At 69.2% G+C, this 24,661-nt stretch carries 24 protein-coding genes; 11 read left to right on the top strand and 13 right to left on the bottom strand.

Features of this window, described 5'->3' with window-relative positions; all coding sequences use genetic code 11:
• Nucleotides 1–42: 42 nt before the first annotated feature.
• The 6 genes from ACWF7A_RS13915 to ACWF7A_RS13890 all read right to left on the bottom strand — a co-directional run bounded on the left by ACWF7A_RS13915 (nt 43) and on the right by ACWF7A_RS13890 (nt 8,387).
• Entirely contained in the window at nt 43–918 is an 876-nt protein-coding gene (locus ACWF7A_RS13915) for a hypothetical protein (protein ID WP_452250813.1), read from the bottom strand.
• A 72-nt stretch (nt 919–990) separates the two neighbouring features.
• Nucleotides 991–2,658, bottom strand: a complete 1,668-nt coding sequence (locus tag ACWF7A_RS13910; protein WP_452250812.1) for an ABC transporter family substrate-binding protein — start codon at nt 2,656–2,658, stop codon at nt 991–993.
• A 113-nt stretch (nt 2,659–2,771) separates the two neighbouring features.
• Complete coding sequence (locus tag ACWF7A_RS13905; protein ID WP_452250811.1) at nt 2,772–4,901, bottom strand: dipeptide ABC transporter ATP-binding protein; 2,130 nt, start codon at nt 4,899–4,901, stop codon at nt 2,772–2,774.
• A complete protein-coding gene (locus tag ACWF7A_RS13900; protein ID WP_452250810.1) occupies nt 4,901–5,878 on the bottom strand; it encodes an ABC transporter permease in 978 nt (325 codons plus the stop codon). Before ACWF7A_RS13900 ends, ACWF7A_RS13905 begins: the two co-directional genes overlap by 1 nt.
• 16 nt (nt 5,879–5,894) lie before the next feature.
• Nucleotides 5,895–6,872 carry an ABC transporter permease gene (locus tag ACWF7A_RS13895; protein WP_452250809.1) on the bottom strand — a complete coding sequence of 326 codons (978 nt, stop codon included), beginning with the start codon at nt 6,870–6,872 and terminating at the stop codon, nt 5,895–5,897.
• A gap of 486 nt (nt 6,873–7,358) precedes the next feature.
• On the bottom strand, nt 7,359–8,387 hold the full coding sequence (locus ACWF7A_RS13890; RefSeq protein ID WP_452250808.1) for a hypothetical protein: 1,029 nt from the start codon (nt 8,385–8,387) through the stop codon (nt 7,359–7,361).
• An 18-nt stretch (nt 8,388–8,405) separates the two neighbouring features.
• On the opposite strand from ACWF7A_RS13890, the gene ACWF7A_RS13885 reads away from it, so the two are divergent.
• The 3 genes from ACWF7A_RS13885 to ACWF7A_RS13875 are packed head-to-tail and all read left to right on the top strand — an operon-like array spanning nt 8,406 to nt 10,840.
• Nucleotides 8,406–8,909, top strand: a complete 504-nt coding sequence (locus ACWF7A_RS13885; RefSeq protein ID WP_452250807.1) for a DUF6886 family protein — start codon at nt 8,406–8,408, stop codon at nt 8,907–8,909.
• Between the two features lie 9 nt (nt 8,910–8,918).
• Nucleotides 8,919–9,575, top strand: a complete 657-nt coding sequence (locus ACWF7A_RS13880) for a response regulator transcription factor (protein ID WP_452250806.1) — start codon at nt 8,919–8,921, stop codon at nt 9,573–9,575.
• Nucleotides 9,572–10,840 carry an ATP-binding protein gene (locus ACWF7A_RS13875; RefSeq protein ID WP_452250805.1) on the top strand — a complete coding sequence of 423 codons (1,269 nt, stop codon included), beginning with the start codon at nt 9,572–9,574 and terminating at the stop codon, nt 10,838–10,840. Before ACWF7A_RS13880 ends, ACWF7A_RS13875 begins: the two co-directional genes overlap by 4 nt.
• Here the strand turns inward: ACWF7A_RS13875 and ACWF7A_RS13870 are convergent.
• Complete coding sequence (locus tag ACWF7A_RS13870) at nt 10,797–11,324, bottom strand: SgcJ/EcaC family oxidoreductase (RefSeq protein WP_452250804.1); 528 nt, start codon at nt 11,322–11,324, stop codon at nt 10,797–10,799. The genes ACWF7A_RS13875 and ACWF7A_RS13870 overlap by 44 nt on opposite strands.
• Before the next feature lie 83 nt (nt 11,325–11,407).
• On the opposite strand from ACWF7A_RS13870, the gene ACWF7A_RS13865 reads away from it, so the two are divergent.
• A complete protein-coding gene (locus ACWF7A_RS13865) occupies nt 11,408–11,782 on the top strand; it encodes a PH domain-containing protein (RefSeq protein ID WP_452250803.1) in 375 nt (124 codons plus the stop codon).
• Nucleotides 11,783–11,785: 3 nt separating this feature from the next.
• Here the strand turns inward: ACWF7A_RS13865 and ACWF7A_RS13860 are convergent, their stop codons facing one another.
• Together ACWF7A_RS13860 and ACWF7A_RS13855 are read right to left on the bottom strand one after the other, a co-directional pair.
• Nucleotides 11,786–12,223: a DoxX family membrane protein gene (locus ACWF7A_RS13860; RefSeq protein WP_452250802.1), complete on the bottom strand. Its 438-nt coding sequence runs from the start codon at nt 12,221–12,223 to the stop codon at nt 11,786–11,788.
• Nucleotides 12,224–12,327: 104 nt separating this feature from the next.
• Nucleotides 12,328–12,987, bottom strand: coding sequence for a winged helix-turn-helix transcriptional regulator (locus tag ACWF7A_RS13855; protein ID WP_452250801.1), 660 nt, complete (start codon nt 12,985–12,987; stop codon nt 12,328–12,330).
• 94 nt (nt 12,988–13,081) lie between these two features.
• Here ACWF7A_RS13855 and ACWF7A_RS13850 point away from each other — a divergent pair, with 94 nt between their 5' ends.
• From ACWF7A_RS13850 to ACWF7A_RS13840, 3 genes are all read left to right on the top strand, one after another.
• Nucleotides 13,082–14,227 (top strand): acyl-CoA dehydrogenase family protein, encoded by a 1,146-nt coding sequence (locus ACWF7A_RS13850; protein ID WP_452250800.1) that lies wholly within the window; start codon nt 13,082–13,084, stop codon nt 14,225–14,227.
• A gap of 68 nt (nt 14,228–14,295) precedes the next feature.
• Nucleotides 14,296–14,703, top strand: a complete 408-nt coding sequence (locus tag ACWF7A_RS13845; RefSeq protein ID WP_452250799.1) for a VOC family protein — start codon at nt 14,296–14,298, stop codon at nt 14,701–14,703.
• Nucleotides 14,704–14,764: 61 nt separating this feature from the next.
• Nucleotides 14,765–15,145 (top strand): class I SAM-dependent methyltransferase, encoded by a 381-nt coding sequence (locus tag ACWF7A_RS13840; RefSeq protein ID WP_452250798.1) that lies wholly within the window; start codon nt 14,765–14,767, stop codon nt 15,143–15,145.
• Nucleotides 15,146–15,305: 160 nt separating this feature from the next.
• Here ACWF7A_RS13840 and ACWF7A_RS13835 read toward each other — a convergent pair whose 3' ends face one another.
• The 3 genes from ACWF7A_RS13835 to ACWF7A_RS13825 are packed head-to-tail and all read right to left on the bottom strand — an operon-like array spanning nt 15,306 to nt 18,858.
• Nucleotides 15,306–15,788 (bottom strand): hypothetical protein, encoded by a 483-nt coding sequence (locus tag ACWF7A_RS13835; protein WP_452250797.1) that lies wholly within the window; start codon nt 15,786–15,788, stop codon nt 15,306–15,308.
• Nucleotides 15,789–15,841: 53 nt separating this feature from the next.
• A complete protein-coding gene (locus tag ACWF7A_RS13830; protein WP_452250796.1) occupies nt 15,842–16,771 on the bottom strand; it encodes a glycoside hydrolase family 6 protein in 930 nt (309 codons plus the stop codon).
• A 17-nt stretch (nt 16,772–16,788) separates the two neighbouring features.
• Nucleotides 16,789–18,858 carry a glycoside hydrolase family 9 protein gene (locus tag ACWF7A_RS13825; protein WP_452250795.1) on the bottom strand — a complete coding sequence of 690 codons (2,070 nt, stop codon included), beginning with the start codon at nt 18,856–18,858 and terminating at the stop codon, nt 16,789–16,791.
• A 141-nt stretch (nt 18,859–18,999) separates the two neighbouring features.
• Here ACWF7A_RS13825 and ACWF7A_RS13820 point away from each other — a divergent pair, with 141 nt between their 5' ends.
• From ACWF7A_RS13820 to ACWF7A_RS13805, 4 genes are read left to right on the top strand one after another with little or no spacing between them, the layout of a single operon-like run.
• Nucleotides 19,000–20,235, top strand: a complete 1,236-nt coding sequence (locus ACWF7A_RS13820; RefSeq protein ID WP_452250794.1) for an ABC transporter substrate-binding protein — start codon at nt 19,000–19,002, stop codon at nt 20,233–20,235.
• On the top strand, nt 20,232–21,113 hold the full coding sequence (locus ACWF7A_RS13815; protein WP_452250793.1) for a carbohydrate ABC transporter permease: 882 nt from the start codon (nt 20,232–20,234) through the stop codon (nt 21,111–21,113). The genes ACWF7A_RS13820 and ACWF7A_RS13815 overlap by 4 nt, the downstream gene beginning before the upstream one ends.
• Nucleotides 21,110–21,916 carry a carbohydrate ABC transporter permease gene (locus ACWF7A_RS13810; RefSeq protein ID WP_452250792.1) on the top strand — a complete coding sequence of 269 codons (807 nt, stop codon included), beginning with the start codon at nt 21,110–21,112 and terminating at the stop codon, nt 21,914–21,916. Before ACWF7A_RS13815 ends, ACWF7A_RS13810 begins: the two co-directional genes overlap by 4 nt.
• A gap of 26 nt (nt 21,917–21,942) precedes the next feature.
• Nucleotides 21,943–22,944, top strand: coding sequence for a LacI family DNA-binding transcriptional regulator (locus ACWF7A_RS13805; protein ID WP_452250791.1), 1,002 nt, complete (start codon nt 21,943–21,945; stop codon nt 22,942–22,944).
• Here ACWF7A_RS13805 and ACWF7A_RS13800 read toward each other — a convergent pair.
• Entirely contained in the window at nt 22,936–24,654 is a 1,719-nt protein-coding gene (locus ACWF7A_RS13800) for a DUF2264 domain-containing protein (RefSeq protein ID WP_452250790.1), read from the bottom strand. The genes ACWF7A_RS13805 and ACWF7A_RS13800 overlap by 9 nt on opposite strands.
• Between the last annotated feature and the right edge of the window lie 7 nt (nt 24,655–24,661).

Below are 24,661 nucleotides of genomic sequence, written 5' to 3'. Positions count from 1 at the left end.
CGGCCTCCTACTCCCAGGAGGTCGCTCGCCGAACACAAAGCATTACGACGGGTCGGAACCCCGCAACGCCGCCCACCACAGGCCCAGCACCGCGGCGACCACGGTGGCCGTGATCCAGCCGACGAACCCGCTGCCGTCGAGGTAGGCCCAGAACAGGCCGACGATCGGCGCGGGCACCATGAACACCGCGTCGACCCGCAGCTGGGCGAGAAGGCCCCGCGGCGCGCGCGTGTCCGGATCGGGCTGCACGGGGTTGTCGAGGCGGCGGCCGCGCGGGTGCCTCGTCACCGGGCGGCCCGACGGGTAGACGGTCACGCCGTCGATCACGGCGATCCTGCCGCGCAGCTCGACGGTCGACGGCGACGGCAGCGTCACGAGCACCGGGTCGTAGTAGACGGGCAGCCAGCGCTCGGTCTTGCCCTCGATCTCCAGCCACGACCGCACCATCAGCCCGGACTGCAGCCGGATCCGCCGCACGGTCACCTGGGAGGCCGCGGACCGCGTGGTCCGCACCGCCAGCAGCACCCGCACGAGACCGGCGAAGAGCACCAGCAGCACCACCGCGGCGGCGAACGTCACGCCACCCAGCGCCCGGTCCGCCTCCACGAACACATCGGAGCCGGGGATCACGGCACGCGACGGGTCGGCCGGGTCGAACGCCACCTGCGTCTGCTTCCCGACGACGCGCTCTCCGTTCTCGTACGCGACGCGCGCGGTCCCCTCCGGCCACCGCACCTCGACGGCACCGTCCGCATAGGACACGACCTCGCCCGTGCCACGAGACGTCAGCGACGCCAGCGCGGCTCGATCGTCCGAATAGGACAGCCACGAGAACAACGCGACGACGAAGCACACGACCAGCACGGCCGCCGTGGTCAACAGGCCATAACGCAGCGCACGAACCCGGGAACGCAGCAAAACGAGCTCCAAACAGAAAGAAACGGCCCGGCGGAGAGACCCGCCGGGCCGTCAGGAACAGCTAACTACACATCACTCGGTGAAGCCCATGTGGATGTAGTCGTACGGACGGTTCGCGTACGCGACGGCACCCATGTTGGCGACGTTGCTCTTGATCGCGACCGCACCCGGCAGCTGGTACAGCGGGATCTGGTGGCCCAGCTCCCAGATCTTCTTGTCGGCCTCGTTCGCGATCTCGAGGCGCTTGGTGTCGTCGAGCTCGCCGACAGCCTGCTCGAGCAGCTTGTTGACCTCTTCGGACCCGATGCGGCCGTAGTTCTGGTTGGTGCTGGCCGGGTCGAGCGCGTAGATGCCCTTGCTGTCCGAGACCGGCGTGGCCGAGGCCAGCCAGCGGAAGCCGGTCATGTCGAAGTTGCCGACGTTCACGAACTGCTTGAAGAAGTCAGCCGACGGGACGGCCTGGATGTCGATCTTGGCGCCGACCTCCTTCAGCTGCGTCTGCACGAGCTTCGCGATCTGGTCGGAGGTGGGGTTCGGGGTCGGGATGACGTAGCGGACGACGAGCTCCTTGCCGTCCTTCTTGCGCGTCTCGCCCTCGAGCTTCCAGCCCAGCTCGTCGAGCTGCTTCTTCGCGGCCTCCTTGTCGAACGACGCCACGGACGAGTTGTCCTTGTAGCCGGCCGAGCCCAGCAGGAAGAAGTGGTTACCGGTGACCTGCGCGTCGCCCTTGATCATCTGGCCGAGCAGCGCCTTGGTGATGGTCTTGGTGTCGATACCGCGCATCAGCGCGACGCGGAGCTTCGCGTCCTTGAGGATCGACGTGTCCGCACCGTTGAACGTGATGTGCGAGTAGTCCGGCGTGATCGCCTGGCGGATCGTCACACCCTGCATCGACTTGGCACGCGTGAAGTTGTCGATGCTGGAGCCGATGTCGAAGAAGTCGATCTGGCCGTTGGCGAGCGCGTCCGCGAGCGCGGGACGGTCGACCTGGCGGAAAGTGATCTTCTCGAGCTTCGGCTTGTCGCCCCACCACGCCGGGTCCTGGACCACGGTCACGAGCTTGGCGGTGCGGTCGATCGTGCCGATCTTGAACGGACCGGCGGTGATCTTCGGGGCGTCGGCCCAGCCCTTGTTGAACTCCTCGGCGACCGAGGACATCGCCTTCGGGTACAGGGGCGAGAACATGCCCTTGTACTCGGCGAACTTCTTCTTGAAGGTGACCTTGACGTCCTGGTCGGACGCGCCCTTCTCGACCTTCTCGATGTCCTCGTAGCCGGTGGTGCCGGCGACCTCGAAGGCCTTGTCGGCGCCGCTCAGCGACTTCCACATGGCCTCGAAGTCCTGCCACGAGATCGCGGTGCCGTCCGACCACTTGGCCTTCGGGTTGATCTTGAACTCGAGGACCTGCGGCTCGGTGGAGGCGAGCTTCGCGTCCTCGAGGTAGTCCTTGTTGAGCTCGAACGTCGCGTCGGCCTTCTGCTTCCACAGGTTCGGCATCATCGTGTCGATCATGCGGCGGCCGTCGGCGTTGGTGCCGTCGAGCTGGTTGTAGTTCCAGTTGTCCGGCAGCTGGTCGACGGGCCAGCGGAACTCGCCGCCGTCCTTGACCTTGGCCGCGTCCTGCGGGTTGATGTCCGCCTGGCCGATCGTGTTGTCCGCGCCCTTGAGCCCGGAGTTCCCGTTGTTGCTGGGCCCACCACACGCGGTAAGCGTGAGCGCGACCGCAGCAACGGCGATCACTCCCACCTTGGTACGTCGACTCACTGTCGTGAACCTCCCTCGTGCCCGGACACCAGTTGCCGGGGACACTGTTCCTTCGTGCTCGCTGGTCTTGTTCTGAGGCGACGGATGCATCAGAGGACCTGGCGAATCTGGGCGAAGTGGCAGGCGGCCTCGTGGTCCGCGGCCTGCGTTTCGCGTAGTGGTTCCACCTCGATGCACTGGCGCTGCTTCTCGGGCGGCAGCGACGCGTGCAGGAAGCAGCGGGTCCGGAAGCGGCAGCCGGACGGCGGGTTCGCCGGGCTCGGCAGGTCGCCGGTGAGGATGATCCTCTCCCGCTGACGCTCCTTGACGGGGTCGGGGATCGGGATCGCCGACAGCAGTGCCTGCGTGTACGGGTGGCGCGGCGAGTCGAACACCGAGTCCACCTCGCCGATCTCGATGATCTTCCCGAGGTACATGACGGCCACCCGGTCCGCGATGTGGCGCACCACCGACAGGTCGTGTGCCACGAACAGGTAGGCCAGGCCCAACTTGGACTTGAGCTCCTCCAGCAGGTTGATGACACCCGCCTGGATGGAGACGTCCAGCGCCGACACCGGCTCGTCGAGCACGACGAGCTTCGGTTCGAGCGCGAGCGCCCGCGCGATGCCGATGCGCTGACGCTGACCGCCGGAGAACTCACCGGGGTAGCGCGACAGCTGGTCGGGACGCAGGCCGACGAGCCGCATGAGCTCCGGCACGCGCCGGTTGATCTCGTCCTTGGCGTAGCCGTGGACCTGCATCGGCTCGGCGATGCAGTCGTGGATCGTGAGGCGCGGGTCGAGCGACGCCATCGGGTCCTGGAAGACGACCGACATGTCGCGGCGGATCGCGAAGCGGCGCTTGCTGTCCACTTCGGACGACTTCGTGCCGAGCACGGAGATCTCGCCGCCCATGGGCTTCTGGAGGTTGAGGATCTCCATCAGCGTGGTGGTCTTGCCGCAGCCCGACTCGCCGACGAGGCCGAGCGTCTCGCCCTCGCGGATGTCGAACGAGATGCCCGCGACCGCGTGCACCGTGCCGACGCGGCGCTTGAACACCACGCCCTTGTTGACCGGGTACTCCTTGACGAGGTTGTCGAGGCCCAGCACGACGTCGCGCTCCTCGCGCGGGATCTTCGCGACCTCGGGCTCGTCGGCCACCTCGGCACCGAAGATCTCGACGGCGGCCTCGGCGCCGTCGGCGTCGGCCGCGGCGATCTCGTTGGTGCGGATGCACGCGGCGGCGTGCTCGAGCGACCCGTCGACGTCCACCAGCGGCGGTTCGGCGGTGTGGCAGGCGTCGAAGACCATCGGGCAGCGCGGCGCGAACGGGCACCCCGGGGGGAGGTCCGTGAGCGACGGCGGCTGGCCCTTGATCGGCACGAGCGCCTGCTTCTCGCTGAAGTCGAGACGCGGGATCGAGCCGAGCAGGCCGAGCGTGTACGGCATGCGCGGCTGCTGGTAGATCTCGTCGACCTTGCCCTTTTCGACAGCGCGGCCCGCGTACATGACCATCAGGCGGTCCGCGAACCCGGCGACGACGCCGAGGTCGTGGGTGATGATCACGATGCCCGCGCCGGTGACCTCCTGCGCGGTCTCGAGCAGCTGCAGCACCTGCGCCTGCACCGTCACGTCGAGCGCGGTGGTCGGCTCGTCGGCGATGATCAGGTCGGGGTCGTTGGCGATCGCCATCGCGATCACCGCGCGCTGCCGCATGCCGCCGGAGAACTCGTGCGGGAACGCCTTGACGCGCTCGGCCGCGTTCGGGATGCCGACGAGGTCGAGCAGCTCGACCGCGCGCTTGGCCGCGGCGGCCTTCGACACCGCGCCCTTCTTGTGCACCAGGATCGCCTCGGCGATCTGGTCGCCGACGGTGTAGACCGGCGTCAGCGCGGACAACGGGTCCTGGAACACCATCGAGACGCGGCGGCCGCGGATCTTCGACAGCTCGGTGTCGCTGCGGCCGATGAGCTCACGGCCCTGGAACTTGATGGAACCGCTGATGCGCGCCGAGGACGGCAGCAGGCCCATGACCGCGAGCGACGACACGGACTTGCCCGAACCGGACTCGCCGACGATGCCGAGGACCTCGCCGGGCGAGACCTGGTAGCTCAGCCCGCGCACGGCGTGCACGCGGCCGGACTCGCTGGGGAAGGACACTTGAAGGTCCTCGACCTGCAGAACCGGGCCGTCGACGACCGCGTCCGCGGGTGCGTCGAACTGGATCTCCGAGGTGGTCATCAGGCGGCCTTCTCCTTGGTGTCCTTCTTCTCCTTGCGGCGCACGCGCGTGGAGGTGGGGTCGAGCGCGTCACGCAGTCCGTCGCCGACCCAGTTCACCGCCAGCACGAACACGACGAGGAAGCCCGCCGGGAACAGGAACAGCCACGGGAAGGTCGTCGCGGACTCCGCGTTGAGACCGATGAGGGTGCCGAGCGAGACGTCGGGCGACTGCACGCCGAAGCCGAAGAAGCTCAGGCCCGTCTCGGCGAGCACGGCGGAACCGACGTTGATCGTCGCGTCGATGATGAGCAGCGACGCCATGTTCGGCACGATGTGCTTGGCGATGATCTTGCGCGCCGGCTGGCCCATGAACTTGGCCGCCTTCACGAACTCGCGTTCCTTGAGCGTCAGCGTCATGCCGCGCACGATGCGGGCGGTGATCATCCATTGGAACGCCGCGAGCATCACCACCAGCAGGAACCACGACTTGCCGCGGAACCACGGGCTCAGGATCGCGATGATCAGGAACGACGGCAGCACCAGCAGCAGGTCGACGACCCACATGAGCGTCTTGTCGGCGACACCGAGGAAGTAGCCCGCGGCGGCACCGACGACGGCGGCGATGGTGGTCGAGATCAGCGCCACGAGCAGGCCGATGATCAGGGACTTCTGCAGTCCGCGCATGGTGAGCGCGAACATGTCGGTACCGATCTTGTCGGTGCCGAAGATGTGCTCGGAGTAGGGCGGCTCGAGGAACGCCGAGTAGTCCTGGGTGTCGTAGGTCCACTTCGACAGCAGCGGGCCCACGAACGCCATCAGGTACATCCCGATGATGACCACCAGGCCGATCAGCGCCAGCTTGTTGCGCATGAAGCGGATGAGCACGAGCCTGCCGCGCGTCATCGCCTTCTCCGGGTCGGGAGCGGCGTCGACTGGGCTGCCCGAGGCGGCACCGGTGGTTCCGGCGGCGTCGCCCTCGTTGAGGATCACGGTCACGTCGTCGTCACCTTGCCTAGTTCACGCGGATTCGGGGGTCGAGCGCGGCGTACAGCACGTCGGCGAGCCAGCCGGAGAACAGCACGCACACCGCGACGAACAGCGTCACCGTGGCAGTGATGTTCGCGTCCTGCGACCCGATGCCGACGACCAGCCAGTCGCCCATGCCGTACCAGGTGAAGATCTTCTCCGTGAACGTGCCACCGACGACGAGCAGGCCGAAACCGAACGCGAACAGCGTCGCCATCGGGATCAGCGCGGTGCGCAGGCCGTGCTTGAACAGCGCCTTGCGGCGCGTGAGGCCCTTGGCCTGCGCGGTGCGCAGGAAGTCGCTGCCGAGCACGTCGAGCATCGACGAGCGCTGGTAGCGGCTGTAGAAGGCGATCTGACCCAGCGCGATCGCGAGCGTCGGCAGGACCAGGTGCTGCAGCCGGTCTCCGAGCTGTTCGAACCAGTTGCCCTGGAAGCCCGGTGTCGTCTCACCGACGAAGATCAGCACGTTGCTGCCGATCGCGTCGTTGAGGCCCTGGGCGCCCATCTTGAGCAACGGTCCGAGCACCAGGACCGGCATGGACAGCAGTATGAAGCTGAACAAGGTCGCGAAGTAGTCGCTGAACTTGTACTGCCGGATCGCGCTCACCACACCGAGCAGCACGCCGAAGACGATGCCGAAGGTGATGCCGAGCAGGAACAGCCTCAGACTCACGCCGACGCGCCGGCCGAGCTCGTCGGTGATCGGGCGGTCGGCGACGGTGCGACCGAAGTCGCCCTGCACCACCCCGCTCATCCAGGTCACGAACCGCTGGGGGATCGGCTGATCGAGGTGGAGGGCTACTTTCTTCGCCTCGATCGATGCCGCCGGCGGCGGTGGGTTGCGTTGTTGCAACACCCCGATCGGGTCAAAGGTGGCGGAGGCCAACGTGAACGCGAGGAACGTCGCCACTAGGGCGAGCACCACGTAGTTGACCAACCGCCGCAACAGAAATCCGGCCACCCGTGTTCAGTCCTCTCCCCGGTGGTTGCGACGTCGGCTCACTGGATTGCAGTGGACGAGTTGCAAGAGATTAACCGCCGTTCTGGCGGACCGCTGCCCACCCCCACCATTGCGTGGAGGCCCACTGACCGGGCCATAGTCACCCATGCGTGAAGGATTGGTCGGTGGAACAGCCACATCAACAGTTGACTCTCGTCAATTGTGTGTCCAAGCGTGACCATTGTGCGGCCGGATCGCCGTATTCACCGTGAAGTTCTGTCTCACCACGGATGGATGTGACGCATCTGGGTGAATGCATTGACCAGAAGACGTGGGACAAGCAGCGCAATGTGATCAGAAACCGGGCATCACGCTGTGAAGCGCTTCAGGCGTCCACGGTTACTGCATCGATGCGGAGCAGGGAGAACGTCCGAGCAGCTCACGGACGGCTAGACCGAACGGCGTGAAGCGCGTCACAGCGGGCACGACCAGATGGCTTAGGTCAGCCTAAGAAAGGCGCCAGAGACGACTGCCGGCGATCACGAAAACCTGGTCGCCCGCCTTTTCCGCCGCCACGATCTTCCCGGAGGGGCCGTCCGCGGGCCTTTCGTCCTTTTCGGACACGAGCTTCACACCGCCGTGATCCACGAACAACGTGGGCGTGCCACCGACGTCGACCGGCGCGGCCAGGGTGTCGTCGTCGCTTACCGGGATCTCCGGGGTCGTGACCTTCTTCCAGTCCGCGCCCGTACCGGACCACCAGACGAGCTTGCCCTCGCCACGGCCCACGACGTGGCAGGTGCCGTCCCAGCAGCGGGCGGCCAGCGCGGCGTCGCCGTCCGGGAGGGTGGCGGTGGTCCAGGTGGTGCCGTCGAACCTCCAGACCGCGGCGCTCACCTCACCCTTCGCGATCTGCCAGCCGGCGACCAGCGCCCCGTCGCCGTCGGACGTGACGGCGAGCGGGAAGCGCAGCAGCTCCTGCGAGCTCTCGAGGACGGTGCCGGCCGAGGGCTGACGGGTCCAGGTGCCGGCGTCGTAGGTCCAGGCGGCGATGTCGAGCCCCGCCTTGGCGCTCTGCCACGTGCCGATGATCAACGGGCCTTTCGAGGTCCGCACCGGCCCGATCAGCTCGCCCGCGCCGTACCCGCCGAACGTGCTGAAGGCCTGTGGTTTCTCGTCGATGGCACGGGTGTCGCCGGTCCAGGCGCTCCAGCGGACGTTGCCGTGCGCCCCACCGCGTTCACCACCGACGCCGGTGATCGTGGTGCCGTCGGAGGTGATGCCGTACCAGTGCGCTTCCTTGCCGTACGGGGTCGCGGGGGTCAGCCGGGAGTTGGCGATCGTGCCGTCCTTGGTGCGCGTGACGAGTTCGGGGTGATCGGACGGGCGGGTGCCGATGACCAGCGATTCGCCGTGCGCGGCCAACGCTTCCGGGGTCGCCGTGAGGTCTACGGCGGTGAAACCGACCGAGTTGTCGTCGCCACCTGGGGAGCAGGCGGCGAGGAGCAGCAAAACCGCGAGCGTCAGCCTCCGCATGCGCGCCAGTATGACCACATGCGGCCCGAACACGATCAGGTGTTGCACTTCTCCGAGGACCCTTCGATCACCCGGTTCGTGCCGCACGTGGCGGCGACCGCGCGGCAGGCCGACGAGTACGTGTGGGCGGTGGACGCGCGCCGCTCCCCCGACTACTGGTTCCCCCGTCAGTGCCCGCGCGTGCTCACCATCGCCGGGACGGCCAGGGTGCACGCGATCGAGTACGGGTGGCTGGAGCGGATGCGGACCGTGGAGCTGTACGCGTACCGCTTCGACGCGGCGCCGTTCCGGCCGTTCGGCGAGGAGGGTGCAGGGGGCGGGCACGCGATGGTGTCGACCGAACCCGTGGTGCCGCTCGGCCCCGCGGAAAGGGTCGGCGACCTGTTCGCGTTGCACGAGGAGGCGGGCATCGAACTGCGCGTGCTCGCCAACCTGTGGCCGTTCGTGGACGAGGTCGTGGCCGGTCCGCTCGAGTACAGCGGCATCCGGCTGCGGAACGCCCTCCCGCGTTCAGTGGAATGATCCGCACCCATGCGGGTGCTGCTGGTGGAGGACGACGAGCCGATCGCGGAATCGCTGACGCGAGGGCTGTCCCGCTACGGGTTCGAGGTGCACTGGGTGCGCACGGGCGCGGAGGCGCTGGTGGCCGGGGACTTCGCGCTGGTGCTCGTCGATCTCGGGCTGCCCGACGTGGACGGCCTCGACGTCTACCGTGAGCTGCGGGCGCGCGGGGACGTGCCGATCATCGTGATCAGCGCGCGGTCCGACGAGGTCGACCGGGTGGTGGGGCTGGAGATCGGCGCGGACGACTACGTCACGAAACCGTTCGGGGTGCGCGAGGTCGTGGCGCGGATGCGGGCGGTCCTCAGGCGCGTGCAGCCTGCGCAGAAGGAACCCGAACCGCAGCAGCACGGGCGGGTGCGCATCGACCGGCGTGAGCGGCGGGTGCACCTCGACGGCGGCGAGGTCGAGCTGACGCCGAAGGAGTTCGACCTGCTGGCGTTCCTGGCCGAGGACCCCGGCGCGGTGTTCACCCGCGAGCAGATCATGGAGGCGGTGTGGGACGAGAACTGGTTCGGCCCCACCAAGACCCTCGACGTGCACGTCGGGGTGCTGCGCCGCAAGCTCGGTGACGCGGCCGCGCTGGAGACCGTGCGGGGCGTGGGGTTCCGGCTGGTGCTCACGTGATCCGCCGGCTCGTCTGGAGCTACGTGCTGCTGGTGGCGATCGCGATCGCGGCGTTCACGGTGCCGGTGGCGTTCACGCTGAACAACCAGCTCTACGGCGACGCGGAGAACACCGCCCGCCGCGAGGCCGAGACCGCGGCGCTGCTGCTCGCCTCCGGGGACACGCGGTCGTTGAGCGCGCTGGTGGACGCCTACGAACGCCAGACGCCCGGCCAGATCGACGTCCTCGGGCCGGAGCCCGGCGGGGTGGTCTGGGACGACGAGGGCCTGAAGCTCACGGTGCCGGCGACGGCGCCCGACGGCACGGTCGCCGGCGCGATCCAGCTGTCCTATCCGGACGGTCCGATCACGCAGAGGCTGTGGCAGATCTGGGGTTTCCGCGCCGCGCTCGCCGTGGGCGTGCTGATCGTGGCGGCGTTCCTGGGGCTGTGGCTGGCACGCAGGCTCACCCGGCCGTTGCGCGACCTCAACGCGATGGCGGGCAGGCTGCGCGACGGCGACCTGACGGCGCGGGCCGAGGAGACGGGGCCGCCCGAGACCCGCACGCTCGCCCGCACCCTGAACACCGCGACCGAGACGATCGGCACGCTGGTCGGCTCGCAGCGCGCGTTCATCGGCGACGCCTCGCACCAGCTCCGCACGCCGCTCACCGCGCTGCGGCTCAGCCTCGACAACGTGGCCGACGGCGTCGACGACCCGACGGTGCGCGAGGACGTCGAGATGGCGACGGCCGAGGTCGTGCGGATGTCCAGGCTGGTCAACGGTCTGCTGGCGCTGGCCCGCGCCGAGGCCGACGTCGCCCACCCCGAACCGGTGCAGGTGCTCGACGTTGTCGCGGAACGGTTCACCGCGTGGCGCGCCGCCGCGGACGAACGCTCGCTCTCGCTCGTCAGCGAGGGCTTCGACATCCGCGTCCTCGCGACGCCCGGCCACCTCGAGCAGGTGCTCGACAACGTGCTGTCCAACGCGCTGGAGGTGTCCCCGGACGGCGCCACGATCCTCGTCCGCACGACGCGGCCCGGCCTGCTGGAGGTCATCGACGCCGGCCCCGGCCTGCCGGAGGCCGACCGGGCGCGGGCGTTCGACAGGTTCTGGCGCGGCCAGGGCCTCACCGGCCGGGGCGGGTCGGGTCTCGGCCTCGCGATCGTGAAGCAGCTCGTCACCGACGACGGCGGCGCGGTGTCGCTGGAGGCCGCGTCGACCGGCGGGCTGTGCGTGCGGATCAGGCTTGCTCCGGCATCGCCGACGAGTGGTGGTTCACGATGAGCCACTTCCCGTCGATCTTCTCGTAGACGAACGTGTAGCGGGCGTCGACGGTCGCGGGCCTGCCCTCCCTGGTGAGCGCGAACCGGTAGGTGCCCGCGTCGATCGCGTCGTCGGCGTCCAGGACGGCGACGTGCGAGTCGAGGATCGTCCCGCTCGGCCTGGCCTGCAGGAAGTGCTCGAAGTAGTCGACGATCTCGGCCCGCGTGGACCGCACCTGGTTCGACACCGTGGGCAGCAGGACCGCGTTCGGAGCGTAGCGATCGGCCACCTTCTGGGCGTCCCCCGTTGCGAGGGAGGCGTTCCAGTCGGCGAACAGCGCCTTGATCTGCTCGGTGGTCGGCCGCGAGTCCGCCGGAGTGGAGGTTTGCGCTGGGGCGCTGGAACATCCGACGAGCAGGGCGGTTGCCCCTGCCAGTCCGGCGGCTCCGATGAGGTGCTGGCGCATCGTGTCGTTCTCCCCGATCGAGTGGCTGTTGAGATCCACTTTCGAGCTACGACCGGAAACGCTCGGACAGGAGCGGACCAGCACCGGGACAAGCTTCGGGAAAGCCTGGTAAACGTGGACGTATGGGACTTCTCAGCGGAATGATGGGGAACGCGTCGAAGCTCGACCCGCGGGACGCCGCGAAGGAGTTCGGGCGGCTGCTGGCGCACGGTGAGCAGATCCACGCGGCGTACCAGCTGGTGCGCGACTCGATCCTGTTCACCGACCGGCGCCTGATCCTGGTCGACAAGCAGGGCATGACGGGCAAGAAGGTCGAGTACCACTCCGTGCCCTACAAGGCGATCACGCAGTTCTCGGTCGAGACGGCCGGCCACTTCGACCTCGACGCCGAACTGAAGATCTGGGTCTCCAGCGCGGATGCCCCGATCTCCCAGCAGTTCGGCAAGGGCGTCGACGTCTACGAGGTGCAGGCGATGCTGGCCACGTTCGTGCGGTAGGGCCTAGCGGGCCTGCAGCATCGGGCGGAACTTGTCGCGGTAGGCCCACGCCAGACCGATCTCGGCGGCGACGACGAGCAACGCCACGACCATGCCCGACGGCTCCAGGAACAGGTGGATCAGGAAGATGTTCACCACCATCGGAGCGAGGATCGCGAGGGCCAGCGGCACGAACCGGCCGATGAGCAGCAGGACGCCCGCGACGACCTGCACCCCCGAGGCCAGCTGCAGCATGTAGCCCGTCGCGTACAGCGCCGTGGTGAACGCGACCCCGGCCGGCGCCATCGTGCTCGGGTCCGGTGCGGGCATGAAGTTCAGGAAGCCGTTCAGGCCGGTCACGGTGAACAGCAGGCCGGTCAGCACGCGCGTCACGAGCGTGGCGTGGCGGGCGGCGGCCGACTTGCGGACGGTGGCGGCGGGGGCGGTGGCGAGCGCGGTCATGGGTTCCTCCTGGGCTGTCGTGTCCTTCCACTGATGCGTCGAACGGGCACCGGCGCGGATCGACACGACGACCCAGAAATCTTCGAGAATCTTGTCCGCGCTGGTCAGACGCGCGTGGCGCGGACGATCTCGGCGACCGGGCTGAGCTTGAGCCAGCCCGGCAGGCCGCGCACCACCCAGCGCGGGCCGGTCAGCTCGATCGTGCCCGCGCGCACCCCGTCGAGCAGTTCGAACTCCCCCTCCCACATCCGGTAGAGCGTGGCGATGTCGGACGCCAGCACGGCGTCGACCTCGAGGCCCGGGTCGGTGTAGCAGACCGAGGCGTCGCCGGGTTCGAGGACGAGCCAGAACGTGCGGCGGCGGTCGTTGATGCGGACCTCGATGTTCGCGCGCTTGCTCAGCGAGCCGGTGTCGATGCGGCCGTGCATCCACCACATGAGCACCTCAGGGTCGAGCTCGTCGGCGCGCGGGTCGCCGAACGCGTAGCGCGCGCCCCAATCGGCGAGGCCGAACACCAACGGCCGCAACGCCTGCCCGGCAGGTGTGAGCGTGTAGCCGTCCCCGGTGCGCTGCACCAGGCCGGCGTTCGCGAGCTGCCGCAGCCGTCGCGACAGCAGGGCCCGCGAGAGTCCCGGCAGGCCGCGCGAGAGCTCGTTGAAGCGCGAGGCACCGACGAGCATGTCCCGCACGATCAGCAACGTCCACCGGTCGCCCAGCACCTCGACGGCGCGGACGATCGGGCAGTACTGCGCATACGTCCTCACAGGGGAAGTCTCCGTCCCCGGGGCGGTTTCGTTACCGCCGTCCGGTTCACTTTCAGAACTACCCGCGGGGCTTGCGCGTTCCTACCGTCGTCCTATGACAACTCTTGACGCACCACGGGTGACCAGCACGTTCCCCACCGTGACCAGAGCCGGCGACGCGAAGTTCGTCGACATGGCCGCGCGCATCGGCACGATCGCGGCGGCACACGCGTCCGAGCACGACAGGGACGCCACGTTCGTGAGCGAGGCGTACGAGGCCATGCGCGAGGAGGGCTATCTGGCGTTGGCCGTACCCGAGGAACTGGGCGGGCTCGGCGCCACGATGCGCCAGGTCTGTTACGCGCAGGCCGAGCTCGCGCGGCACGACGGCGCCACCGCGCTGGCCGTCACCATGCACCTCTACCTGACGCTCATGCAGTGCTACCGACGACGCAAGGGCGCACCGGACGCGGAGGGCGTCCTGCGGCGCGTGGCCGCGGAGGGCCTGGTCATCGCGACCAGCGGCGGGTCGGACTGGCTGTGGCCGACGACGACGGCGACGCCCGTCGACGGCGGCTTCCTGGTGAGCGGGCGCAAGGCGTTCTGCAGCCAGTCGCCGCGCGCGAACGTCGTGGCCACCTGCGCCGTCCTCGGCGAGGAGGTGCTGCACTTCAGCGCCCCGTTGAACGCCGACGGCGTGCGCATCGAGGAAACCTGGGACACGCTCGGCATGCGCGGCACGGCCAGCCACGACGTCGTGCTGGAGGACGTGTTCGTCCCGGCCGAGAAGATCGCGGCCCGCCGGCCCTACGGCGAGTTCGGCGCTCCCCTGTTCGCCGCGGTCGTCCACTTCGCACCGGTGTGCGGGGCGACGTACTTCGGCATCGCGGCGGGCGCGCGGGACGTGGCCGTGCGGTCGACGTCGAAGAACGCCGTGCGGCAGATCGGGCTGATGGACTACAAGCTGCGCACCGCGTGGTGGTCGCTGATGGGCTCGATCGACGAGCTCGGTGACGACTACACCGCGGGCGCCGAGACCGTCACGACCGTGATGCTGGCCAAGCGCCAGGCCGTCGTCGAGGCGATCGAGGTCGTGAACATCGCGATGGAGGTCCTGGGTGGACGGTCGTTCTTCAGGCGTTCACCGCTGGAACGCGCCTACCGCGACGTGCGCGCCGGGACGTTCCACCCGCTCACACCGGAGGCCACACTCGTGTACGCGGGCAAGGTCGCGCAGGGTGACTCGGGCGTCACGGAATAAGTTCAAGTTGTAGGCATGCCAAGGGTTTGCGAGTATGCGGGCCCGTCTCTGAAGAAGGAGCGATTCCGGTGGCCACTCGCCTCAACCCGTACCTCAGCTTCGACGGCCAGGCCCGCCAGGCGATGGAGTTCTACCAGTCGGTCTTCGGCGGCGAGCTGAAGATGAACACCTTCGGCGAGTTCGGCATGCAGGACACGCCGCAGGCCGACCAGATCATGCACGCACAGCTGGAGACCACGCTCGGCTACACGATCATGGCCGCCGACACGCCGCCCGGCATGGAGTACAGGTCCGGCTCCAGCATCACGGTGTCGCTGTCGGGCGACGAAGACGTGCTGCGCGACTACTTCACCGCGCTGGCGGAGGGCGGCAAGGTCGGTACGCCGCTGGAGAAGCAGATGTGGGGCGACGAGTACGGCGACCTCGTCGACAAGTTCGGCGTCAGCTGGATGGTCAACCTGGGCGGTCTGGGCTGATCGTCGTCCGGCGGGGCCGCGGGAGTGGCCCCGCCCGCCGCGCTGACGCATGATGTGGACCATGAGCGAGCGTCTGCGGGGTGTGGTCGGCCAGCTCGGCGTCCGGCCTTCCGAGCGGGTGCTGGAGATCGGCTGCGGCCAGGGCGTCGCCGCCACGATGGTGTGCGGGCTGCTGACCACCGGCACGCTCACCGCGATCGACCGCTCGGTGAAGATGGTCGAGGCCGCGACCCGCCGCAACGCCGCGTACGTGGCGTCGGGCAAGGCCGAGTTCCTCATCGCGTCGCTCGAGGACATGAACCTCGGCGACCGGCGGTTCGACCTGGTGTTCGCGGTGCGGGTCGGGTTGTTCCACCGGGACCCGGAACGGGCGCGGGCTCTGGTGGAGCCGTGGCTCGCACCAGGAGGCCGCGTGCTGTCGTTCTTCGACGTGCCGGTCTAGGCGCTGTCCTGCAAGTTCGTTCGGTGACAGGCGCGGGCGAGAGACCCGGAGGCGGTGCCGCCGCGACGCCCTCATACCGGGCGTATTCGGGCGTTGCGGCGGTGCCGCCTCCGGAGTCCTCGGCCGCCACTGCCGCCCAACGAGACTTGCAGGACAGCGCCTAGATGCGGCCGAACAGGTCCGTGATCAGCTTCTTCGACGGCTCGACGCCCGCGGGCGACATCACCTCGATCTGCGTCTTGCCCTTGCGCGCGGCCACGGTGTGCTGGCCGGTCTCGGCGCCTCCGGTCGTGGCCTCGTAGGCCTCGTCCAGGAAGCCCTCGATGGCCTTGGCCTTCTCCGGCTTGCCCTTGGCGAACGTCGCCGCGGTCGCGTTCGTCGTGAACCGCACCTCGACCGGCATGCCCGCGCCCACGTAGTTGCAGGTCGTGACGGCCTTGTCGACCGTCTCCCGCTGGCCCTGCAACCGCAGGTTGAGCGCCTTGCCCACGACGGACGAGTTCGCGTTCGCGCAGTTCGGCCCGTTGCCCGCGGGCTGCTCGACGGTCGTCTGGGTCGCCGGGGCCTGCGTCGGGGCGGCCTGCGGCTCGGAGGTGCAGGCGGCGAGCAGGAACACGGCGGCGGCGAGAAGGGTGAGGCGCACATCCCTTCATCGAGCCTGCCGCCGCCGCGTTACCCCGGGTGGAACTCTTCCGGCTAGACGCCGTCGATGAGCCTGATGGCGATCGCGGGGCTGAACTGACCGGCCGGAACGGTCGGCGCGATGCCGCACTGGCCGTCGGAGTTGCCCGGCGTCTTCACCCACAGCAGCATCTCCGCGCCGCCGCCGACCTGCGCGGGGACGCCGAGCCTGCGGCCGGCCGGGTTGCACCACTCGCCGTTGCCGCCGTTGGCGTTGCGGCTCGTGTCGATGACGAACCGCGGCCCACCGCCCAGCGCCGAGACGACCGCGTTGCCGTAGCTCGCCGACGCGCTGGTCGTGTAGTAGTTCGACACGTTCACCGAGAAGCCGCGCACGTTGCGCACGCCCGCGGCGTTCAGGCGCGACGCCATCGTGGCCGCCGGGACCCAGCCCGCGTTGCCGCCGTCCAGGTACGCGTAGGTGTTGGGCGCCTTCTGCTGGAACATCTGCGTGGCGTAGACGAGCATCGCGTTGCGTTCGTTGATCTGCGTCTGCGTCATGCACTCGAAGTCGCCCAGCGCGTCGGGCTCGATCACGACCACCGCCGGTTTCGTGCCGATGCCCGCCGCGAAGCCCGAGATCCACGTCCGGTAGGCGGACACGGACCCCGCTCCCCCGCCCGAATGACCGCCGCACGCGTCGCGGCCGGGCAGGTTGTAGGCGACGAGGACGGGCAGCTTGTCGTTGCCGTCCGCGGCGCCGGTGTAGTTGGCGACGGTGCTGCCGATGTTCGGGTCGTTGCCGAACCAGCGCGCGATCGGCCTGGAGCCGATCGACGCCTGGATCCGCGCCGCCCTCGCGTCACCGGGGTTGGCGCGCGCCCACACCGCGGGTGACGAGTTCGGGTTCACGTAGAAACCGCTCGTCAGGTCGATCGGACTCGCCGCGTGGGCGGGCGCGGGCAAGAGGAACAGCAGTGCTGCCACAGCCATGACCCACTTCATTGTGGATCTCCTTCCTGCTAACGGGAATCTGCGTACGCGGCCACCCAAGCCAGTGCGGAGTTCCAGTTGATCGCGACCTCGTTCGTCGACCACGAGCCGATGTCGTCGATGTAGCACTTGGCGGGCGAGCAGCCGCGCAGGTTCTGCTGCGCCACCGGGTCCTGCAACCCGGTGTTCGGGCCACCGGCGAGTGAGCCGGCGGGCGGGTTGGGCAGCTTCGGGTCGAGCTGGTTGGCCCAGTGCCGGTGGTGCTGGTTGCGGGCGGCCTGCTCGCCGTACCCGCTGACGAACGACCGGTTCACCGCGTTGCGGCCGAGCAGGTGGTCGAACGACTCCAGCACGGCGTCGCGGTACACCGGCAGCCGGGTCAGGTCGTGCGCCCGCGCCATGATCATCGCAGCGTTCGCGGTGGAGCTCGTGGAGCCCCACAGGTAGCCGGGTGCCGGGTCGGGATACCCCTGCTGCCGCAGCGACTTCACGTAACCGTTCGCGACGGTGAGCAGCCGGAGCTCGGCGAGGACGACCTTGTCGAGCGGGAAGCGCGAGGGCGTGCGCAGGATCGTGAGGTCGGCCAGCGCGCCGGTGTCCTTCCAGGAGAAGCCGTCTTGGGTCAGCTTCGTGGTGATCCGCCTCAGGTACCGGCGGTCGCCCGTGAGCGCGTACAACTCCGTTGCGGCCCAGGAGAACTCGTCGGTGACGTTCGTGTCGTCGTACGCGCCGCCGCCGACGTTGTCCTCGCGTGACGCGTAGACCGCCGGGTTCTCGTCGGCTGCCTTCCACGCGCGTTCGGCGGCGGTCCGGCACAGGGTGGCGAGATCGGGGATCACCCGCGCGCACCGGGCACCCGCGGCGGCGAGGTTCAGCGTGGCCGCGGTGGAGACGGCGTGCAGGTAGCGCGGTTGCGGGTCGAGGTGGGGCAGGGTCGGCAGCGCGGACCAGTTCAGGTCGTGGATCTTGTGGTGGACCATGCCGCTGGGCGCCTGCATGCGCATCAGGAACTCGACCTCCCAGCGCGCCTCGTCGAGGACGTCCGGGCGCGGGGACTCCTCGTAGGAGTCCATCAGCTGCCACGCGGCGAGCGCGCCGTTCACCACGTACTTGCCGTGGTCGCCCGCGTCGTACCAGCCTCCGCGCACGTCCAGCGAGTAGTCGCACACACCGGGCAGGCACGGAACCGAGGCGTCACCGAGGTGTCCGGCCGGGCGCGCGTACTTCTCCCCCACCCGTGCCGCGTCGATCGGGATGCCGCTCCTGTTGTGGTAGAAGTACGCCAGCGCGTCCTTGCTGAGCTGCGCGTACGGGTTGTTCGAGATGTCGAACGGCTGCGAGACGTCCTGCCCGACGACGAGCGTGAAACCGCTGCCCGCCTTGCGGTAGGTGGTGAAGTCCGCGATGTGCACGCTGTCGCCGGACGACGCGTCCGCGCCGCGCACCTCCGTCCGTCCACTCCGGACCGTTTTGCCCATGGCGTCCTTGAGCTGCCAAGCCAGGGGTGTCGCCGACGTGCTGACGACGGTCGAGCGCTTCGGCCCGCCGACGTCGTAGGCGTGCTGGTTGACGCGCACCGGTGAGCCGTAGGTCCAGCCGCCGCCGGGCGGGATCGCGCCGCCGGTCAGCGACACGTCGTCCAGGCACAGCGTGTACGGCTCGGTCGCGCCGCCCATCTGCAGCGACACCTGCTGGTGGATGTCCGAGACCGTCGAGGTCCCGGTGAACTCGAACGTCTGCGGCGCCGGCGTGAGGGCCGCGGCCTTGTTCAGCGTCGACCCGACGACCGCGCGGACCGTGACGGCCTTCGTGGCGGACGCGGTGAACCGCAGCGCGTAGGGCTGACCGGCCTCGAGCGGGATGTCGTTCTGCCCGATCATCGAGCTCCACGGGGTGACCGTCCCCGCCGGAACGTCGGCGCACAGCCGGCCGTCGACGACCTTGGACGGCGTGTTCCCGCTGCTCCACCACGGGGTCCTGCCCGCGTCGAAGGAGCCGTTGAGCACGCGTTCGTGCCCGGCCGCGAACGCCGGGGTGGCGAGCGCCAGCGCCAGCACGACCGGGAGGGCGGCGGCGGTGGTTCTGAGTCCAGCAGACATTGATGGCCTCTTCACAGATGCGTCATCTCGTGGTTACAGTTTTGGAAGCGCTTCCAATTTTGGCGAACTGTACGCCACATCACAGCACTTCAAAAGACCGTAATCGCTTCCGGAACAACCGCCGGAACCTGGAGGTCCACCTTGTCCAGACTCATCGCACTGGCCGCTGTCTGCGTGCTCGCGGGCTGCGGTGCGCAGGCCACCGACGGCGACACCACCCTCGTCGTCAAGACCTTCAGCCAGTTCGGCTACGAGGACCTCTACCGCGAGTACGAGGCCGCGCACCCCGGCGTGAAGATCAAGGAGGAGAACATCGGCAAGCTCGGCGACTACTCGCCGAAGCTGCAGCAGTGGATGCAGACCGGCAAGGGCGCGGGCGACGTGGTGGCGCTGGAGGAGGGCATCCTCGTCCAGTTCATGGCCAAGCCCGACCAGTTCGCCGACCTGCGCGAGCACGGCGCGGCCGAGCTGGAGCCGAACTTCCTGCCGTGGAAGTGGAAGCAGGCCGTCACGCGCGACAGCAAGATCGTCGGACTCGGCACGGACGTCGGCGCGCAGGGCATGTGCTACCGCAAGGACCTGTTCGAGGCCGCGGGCCTGCCGAGCGACCGCGAGCAGGTCGGCGCGCTGTGGCCCACGTGGGACAGGTACGTCGAGGTCGGGAAGTCGTTCAAGGGCGCCAAGTTCTTCGACTCGGCCGATGGCGTCTACCAGAACGTGCTGATGCAGCAGGGTGACCACACGTACTACGACGCGTCGAACAAGCTCGTGATCGACAGCAACCCGGCCGTGCGCACGGCGTGGGACACCACGATCAAGATGATCGAGGCGGGCCTGTCCGCGAACGTCGACCAGTGGAGTCCTCAGTGGAACGCGGGCTTCAAGAACGGCGCGTTCGCCACGATCCCGTGCCCGTCCTGGATGCTCGGCACCATCGAGAAGCAGTCCGGGCCGGAGCTCAAGGGCAAGTGGGACGTCACGCGCGTGCCCGGTGACGGCGCGGTGCGCGGCGGTTCGTTCCTCGCGGTGCCGAAGCAGAGCAAGCACCAGAAGGAGGCCGCCGAGCTGGCGAAGTTCCTGACCAGCGCGAAGGGTCAGACCTCGGCGTTCAAGTCGAAGAACAACTTCCCGTCGTCGCCGCAGGCCATCGACGACCCGGCGGTGCGCGACTTCACCAACCCGTACTTCAGCGACGCGCCGGTCGGCAAGATCTTCGGCGAGAGCGTCAAGGCGCTCGAGCCCGTCTACCTCGGGCCGGACAACATCGCGATCAACGACCGGGTGGCGAACGCGCTGACCGCCGTCGAGCAGGGCAAGCTCTCGCCCGCCGACGCGTGGACCAAGGCCGTCGACGACGCCCAGCGGCTGGTCAAGTGAAGTCTCTCGACTCGAAGTGGGCGCCGTACCTGTACGTCGCGCCCTTCTTCGTGATCTTCGCGGCGTTCGGGCTGTTCCCACTCGTGTACACGGCCTGGGTGTCGTTGCACGAGTGGGACATCGCCGGGCAGGACGGGTTCGTCGGCCTCGACAATTATGCGACCCTGTTCGGCGACCCGGACTTCTGGAACGCCACGTTCAACACGGTCGGCATGCTCGTGCTGGCCACGGTGCCGCAGCTCTTCGGCGCGCTGGTGCTGGCGTCGTTGCTGAACCAGAAGCTGCGCGGGCTCACGTTCCTGCGGATGGGCGTGCTGCTGCCGATCGTGACGTCGGTGGCGGCCGTCGGCATCGTGTTCAGCCAGATCTTCGACCGAGACGCGGGCATGGCGAACGGCCTGCTGGGCCTCGTCGGCGTCTCCCCGGTCGACTGGCACGCCGACAAGTGGTCGTCGTGGACGGCGATCGCGACGATGGTGAACTGGCGCTGGACCGGCTACAACGCGCTGATCTACCTGGCCGCGATGCAGGCGGTGCCGAAGGACCTGTACGAGGCGGCCACTGTGGACGGTGCGTCGAAGGTGCGGCAGTTCTTCAGCATCACCGTGCCGAACATCCGGCCGGCGATCCTGTTCACCGTGATCATGTCGACGATCGCGGGCATGCAGCTGTTCACCGAGCCGCTGATCTTCGCGCAGGGCGGGTTCGCGATCTCCGGCGGCAGCCTGCGGCAGTTCCAGACCGTCTCGATGTTCATGTTCGAGAAGGCTTTCCGCGACTTCGACTACGGCTACGGCTCCGCCGTGGCGTGGGTGATCTTCCTGCTGATCACGCTGCTGGCCGTGGTGAACTTCCTGATCACGAGGAGGGGCCGATGATGCTCCGGCTCACGCTGGCGGCCGCGATCGCGCTGTCGGCGTTCCCGCTCTACTGGCTGTTCGTGGTGGCGACCCGCGCGAACGACGTCGTCGGCGACTGGCCGCCGCCGTTGCTGCCCGGCCCGAACCTGGGCGAGAACGTCGCCAGGCTCTTCGACGCAGACCAGGCGAACTTCCTGCTGGGCATGGGGAACTCGGCCCTGTCGTCCGCCGTGGTGACCGTGTCGGTGGTCTTCTTCAGCACCCTGGCGGGTTTCGCGTTCGCCAAGCTGCGGTTCCGCGGCCGCAACGCGCTGCTGCTGGTCATCCTCGGCACCATGATGATCCCGGTGCAGATGGGCATCATCCCGCTGTACCTGATCATGGTGGAGCTGGGCTGGCAGAACCGCCTCGAAGCGATCATCGTGCCGTCGCTGGTCTCCGCGTTCGGCGTGTTCCTGATGCGCCAGTACGCGGAGAAGGCCGTGCCGGACGAGCTGATCGAGGCGGCGCGGGTGGACGGCTGCTCGACGTTCCGGATCTACTGGACTGTCGTGCTGCCCGCGTTGCGGCCGGGGGCGGCGGTGCTCGGGCTGTTCACGTTCATGGGGACGTGGAACGAGTTCCTGTGGCCGCTCGCGGTCCTGGAGGCGGACAACCCGACGGTGCAGTTCTCGCTGTCGCAGCTGTCGACCACCTACTACACCGACTACACGCTGATGTTCGCCGGCGCGCTCGTGTCGACGGTGCCGCTGCTGGTGGTGTTCGTGCTGTTCGGCAAGCAGATCATCGGCGGCATCATGGACGGCGCGATCAAGGCGTGAGGCAGGGTGTGAGGCAGACTGTGGGCATGAACAACCGGCCGGTGACCGTGGACGACGTGGCGAAACACGCCGGGGTGTCCACCGGCACCGTGTCGCGGGTGATCAACAACGCGCCGCACGTGAGCGGCAAGGCGCGTGCCGCCGTCGAGCGCGCGATCGACCAGCTCGGGTACGTCCCGAACAAGACGGCGCAGTCGCTCGCCGGGCAGCGCCGCGGGTCCGTCGTGCTGGCGATCTCGAGCGACGACCCGGCCCTGTTCGCGAACCTGTTCTTCGCGCAGGTCGTCACCGGCGTCAACGCCGTGGTCGAGGAGACCGAGCTGGAGCTGCAGCTGGTGCTCGCCGCGTCCGACCGAGGCCGGGCCCGGCTCTCGCGGATCTTCCGGGCGCGCGCGGCGGACGGCGTGATGCTGCTGGCGTTGAAGGAGAACGACCCCTTGTCCGCGCTGGCCGAGTCGAGCGGCGTCCCCGTGGTGCACGGCGGCCGCTCGCTCGACTCCGAACCGCGCTACTACGTCGACGCGGACAACCGGGGCGGCGCGCGCGAGGCCGTCGAGTACCTGATCTCCTCGGGCCGCCGGCGGATCGCGACGATCACCGGCGGCCAGGACCAGCACGTCGGTGTGGCGCGGTACCTCGGCTACCGCGAGGCCGTCGTGCTGGCCGGGCTCGACGACACGCGGGTCGCCCACGCCGACTTCAGCGAGGCGGGCGGGGCGGCGGCCATGACGTCGCTGCTGGACCGCTTCCCCGACCTGGACGCGGTGTTCGTGGCGTCGGACGCGATGGCCGCCGGGGCGTTGTCGGTGCTGGCCGCCCGCGGGATCGCGGTGCCGTCGGACGTCGCGGTGGTGGGGTTCAACGACATCGTGACGGCGCAGCACACCACCCCGGCGCTGACGACCGTGCGGCAGCCGATCGACGCGCTGGGGCGGGAGATGACCCGGATGCTGCTGCGGCTGATCGACGGGGACACGCCGACGTCGCTCATCCTGCCGACGTCGCTCGTGGTCCGCGAGTCAGCCTGACGCGTCCAGCGTCGCCTTCAGGACCTCGTCCACGCGGGCGTCCCAGTCCACCTCGGCGATCGTGCCGCCCAGAGCCGCCACCGCCGCGAGCGTGACCGTTCCCTCGACGTCCGCGGTCAGCGTCGGAACGGTCGCGGTCGTGGTGAAGGCGGTGCCCTGCGGCGCCGTCCGCCACTCCACGCCGGTCCACCCCCGCACGTTCTTCAGCGGCGACGGCAGGTCCGTGGCCCAGCCGGTCAGCTCGGCCCACGTCCCGGGCGGCGCGCCGATCACCCGGTGGATCCGCAGCTCCTGGTCACCCCACACCGCCGTGACGCTCTCGACCCGCAGCCCCGGCACCATCGGCTGGTTCGCGTCGAACACCGGCCGGTGCCACGAGGCGGCCCAGTTGTCCTTCGCCCCCAGCGGGTGGATCCGCCTGCGCACGCTGCGGTCACCCCGGAAGACCAGGCTGAGGTGGTTGTCGGCGACGTTGTGCCGCGACGTCGGACCGGTGGTGGTCGAGTAGGCGAACCGGCTGTAGAGCGGGTCGTCCTCGGTCGCGTACTCGCCCTCGAACGGCCGGACGTGGTCACTGCCGTGGTTGTGCAGCCTCGTGACGCCGTTGTGCCGCTGGATGAGCAAGCCCGGGCCCGGCAGTGCGAGCGTGCGGTCCTCGTCCGGCGCCTCCTCCGTCTCGGTCCACAGTGGATGATCCGGGCGGGCGAGCAGGCAGACGAACGCCTTGGAGGCCCAGTAGGGCGAGGCCGGACCCGAGTAGGGCTGCAGACCGGCCTCGTGCGGGCCGTGCCAGCCGAGGCTGAGCAGGCCGTCGGTGAGCGAGCCCCGGTCGAGGAAGTACCTCAGCGAGTTGCTGATGAGGTGACGGGAGTGGCCGAAGCCCAGCGGCGTGTCCCGGGTGAGCGCGCCGAGCGCGACGGCGGAGGCGGCGGCGAAGCGGTAGGTGAGCGACCGTCCGAAGTAGAGCGGGGCGCCGTCCGCGCCGAAGAGCAGGTGGAAGCTCTCCAGGTGCTCGCGCAGGTGCGTGTCGCCCGGCCGGCCGTCGAGGTACGCGTCGAGCGCCGGGTAGAGGTGCAGCGCCCAGCCGTTGTAGTGGTCGAACGCGCGGCCGTCGCCGTCGGAGTACCAACCGTCGCCGACGTACCAGCCCCGCAGCAGGTCCATCGCGCGCTGCTTCGCCCGGCGGGTCTCGTCGTCGCCGCGGCCCGCCGCCTCCAGGAACGACGCCACGGTGTACGGGAAGAAGTACCAGTTGTTGGCCGCCGGCACGTGCCGCAGCGCCTCCCGCAGCCAGGCCTCGGCGCGGTCCTGGACCGCCTCGGGGAGCTTGTCCCAGAGGTCCCGCCGGGTGAGGCGCAGACCCAGCGCCACCGAGGCGGACTCGACCATGGGCTGGCCGACGTCGGTGATCGCGGGCCACTGCCCCGCCGTACCCGCGGTGAGGCCCGCGGCGTAGCGCTCCAGCAGGTTGTCCGGGTCCCCGTCGTGCGCGGTGCGGAAGGCGGCCGCGAGGAACGTGCGGGCGTAGCCCTCGAGGCCGTCCGACCGGACGCCGCTGCGCGAGGGACGGCCCGGCAGGTCGAGGAAGGCCTGGTCGGGAGACGCGTGCCGCCAGGCAGCCGCGAGCAGGCCGTCGGCCGCCGCGAGCCAGTGGTCACGGGTGAAACCGGTGTGCGGGCTGAGGACGTGGTCGGGGGGTGGGAGTTTCACGCTCTGC

This window comes from Lentzea sp. NPDC055074 (genome assembly GCF_053608005.1).
Note: the sequence above shows the minus strand (reverse complement) of the source record. Positions and strands in the feature narration are given on the sequence as shown.

Coding starts and splice junctions, on each gene's coding strand:
- ACWF7A_RS13865 (WP_452250803.1), top strand. CDS start 11,408: ATGGGACTTCTCAGCGGAATGATGGGGAACGCGTCGAAGCTCGACCCG.
- ACWF7A_RS13825 (WP_452250795.1), bottom strand. CDS start 18,858: ATGTCTGCTGGACTCAGAACCACCGCCGCCGCCCTCCCGGTCGTGCTG.
- ACWF7A_RS13810 (WP_452250792.1), top strand. CDS start 21,110: ATGATGCTCCGGCTCACGCTGGCGGCCGCGATCGCGCTGTCGGCGTTC.
- ACWF7A_RS13805 (WP_452250791.1), top strand. CDS start 21,943: ATGAACAACCGGCCGGTGACCGTGGACGACGTGGCGAAACACGCCGGG.
- ACWF7A_RS13885 (WP_452250807.1), top strand. CDS start 8,406: ATGCGGCCCGAACACGATCAGGTGTTGCACTTCTCCGAGGACCCTTCG.
- ACWF7A_RS13840 (WP_452250798.1), top strand. CDS start 14,765: ATGAGCGAGCGTCTGCGGGGTGTGGTCGGCCAGCTCGGCGTCCGGCCT.
- ACWF7A_RS13830 (WP_452250796.1), bottom strand. CDS start 16,771: ATGAAGTGGGTCATGGCTGTGGCAGCACTGCTGTTCCTCTTGCCCGCG.
- ACWF7A_RS13905 (WP_452250811.1), bottom strand. CDS start 4,901: ATGACCACCTCGGAGATCCAGTTCGACGCACCCGCGGACGCGGTCGTC.
- ACWF7A_RS13880 (WP_452250806.1), top strand. CDS start 8,919: ATGCGGGTGCTGCTGGTGGAGGACGACGAGCCGATCGCGGAATCGCTG.
- ACWF7A_RS13860 (WP_452250802.1), bottom strand. CDS start 12,223: ATGACCGCGCTCGCCACCGCCCCCGCCGCCACCGTCCGCAAGTCGGCC.
- ACWF7A_RS13850 (WP_452250800.1), top strand. CDS start 13,082: ATGACAACTCTTGACGCACCACGGGTGACCAGCACGTTCCCCACCGTG.
- ACWF7A_RS13890 (WP_452250808.1), bottom strand. CDS start 8,387: ATGCGGAGGCTGACGCTCGCGGTTTTGCTGCTCCTCGCCGCCTGCTCC.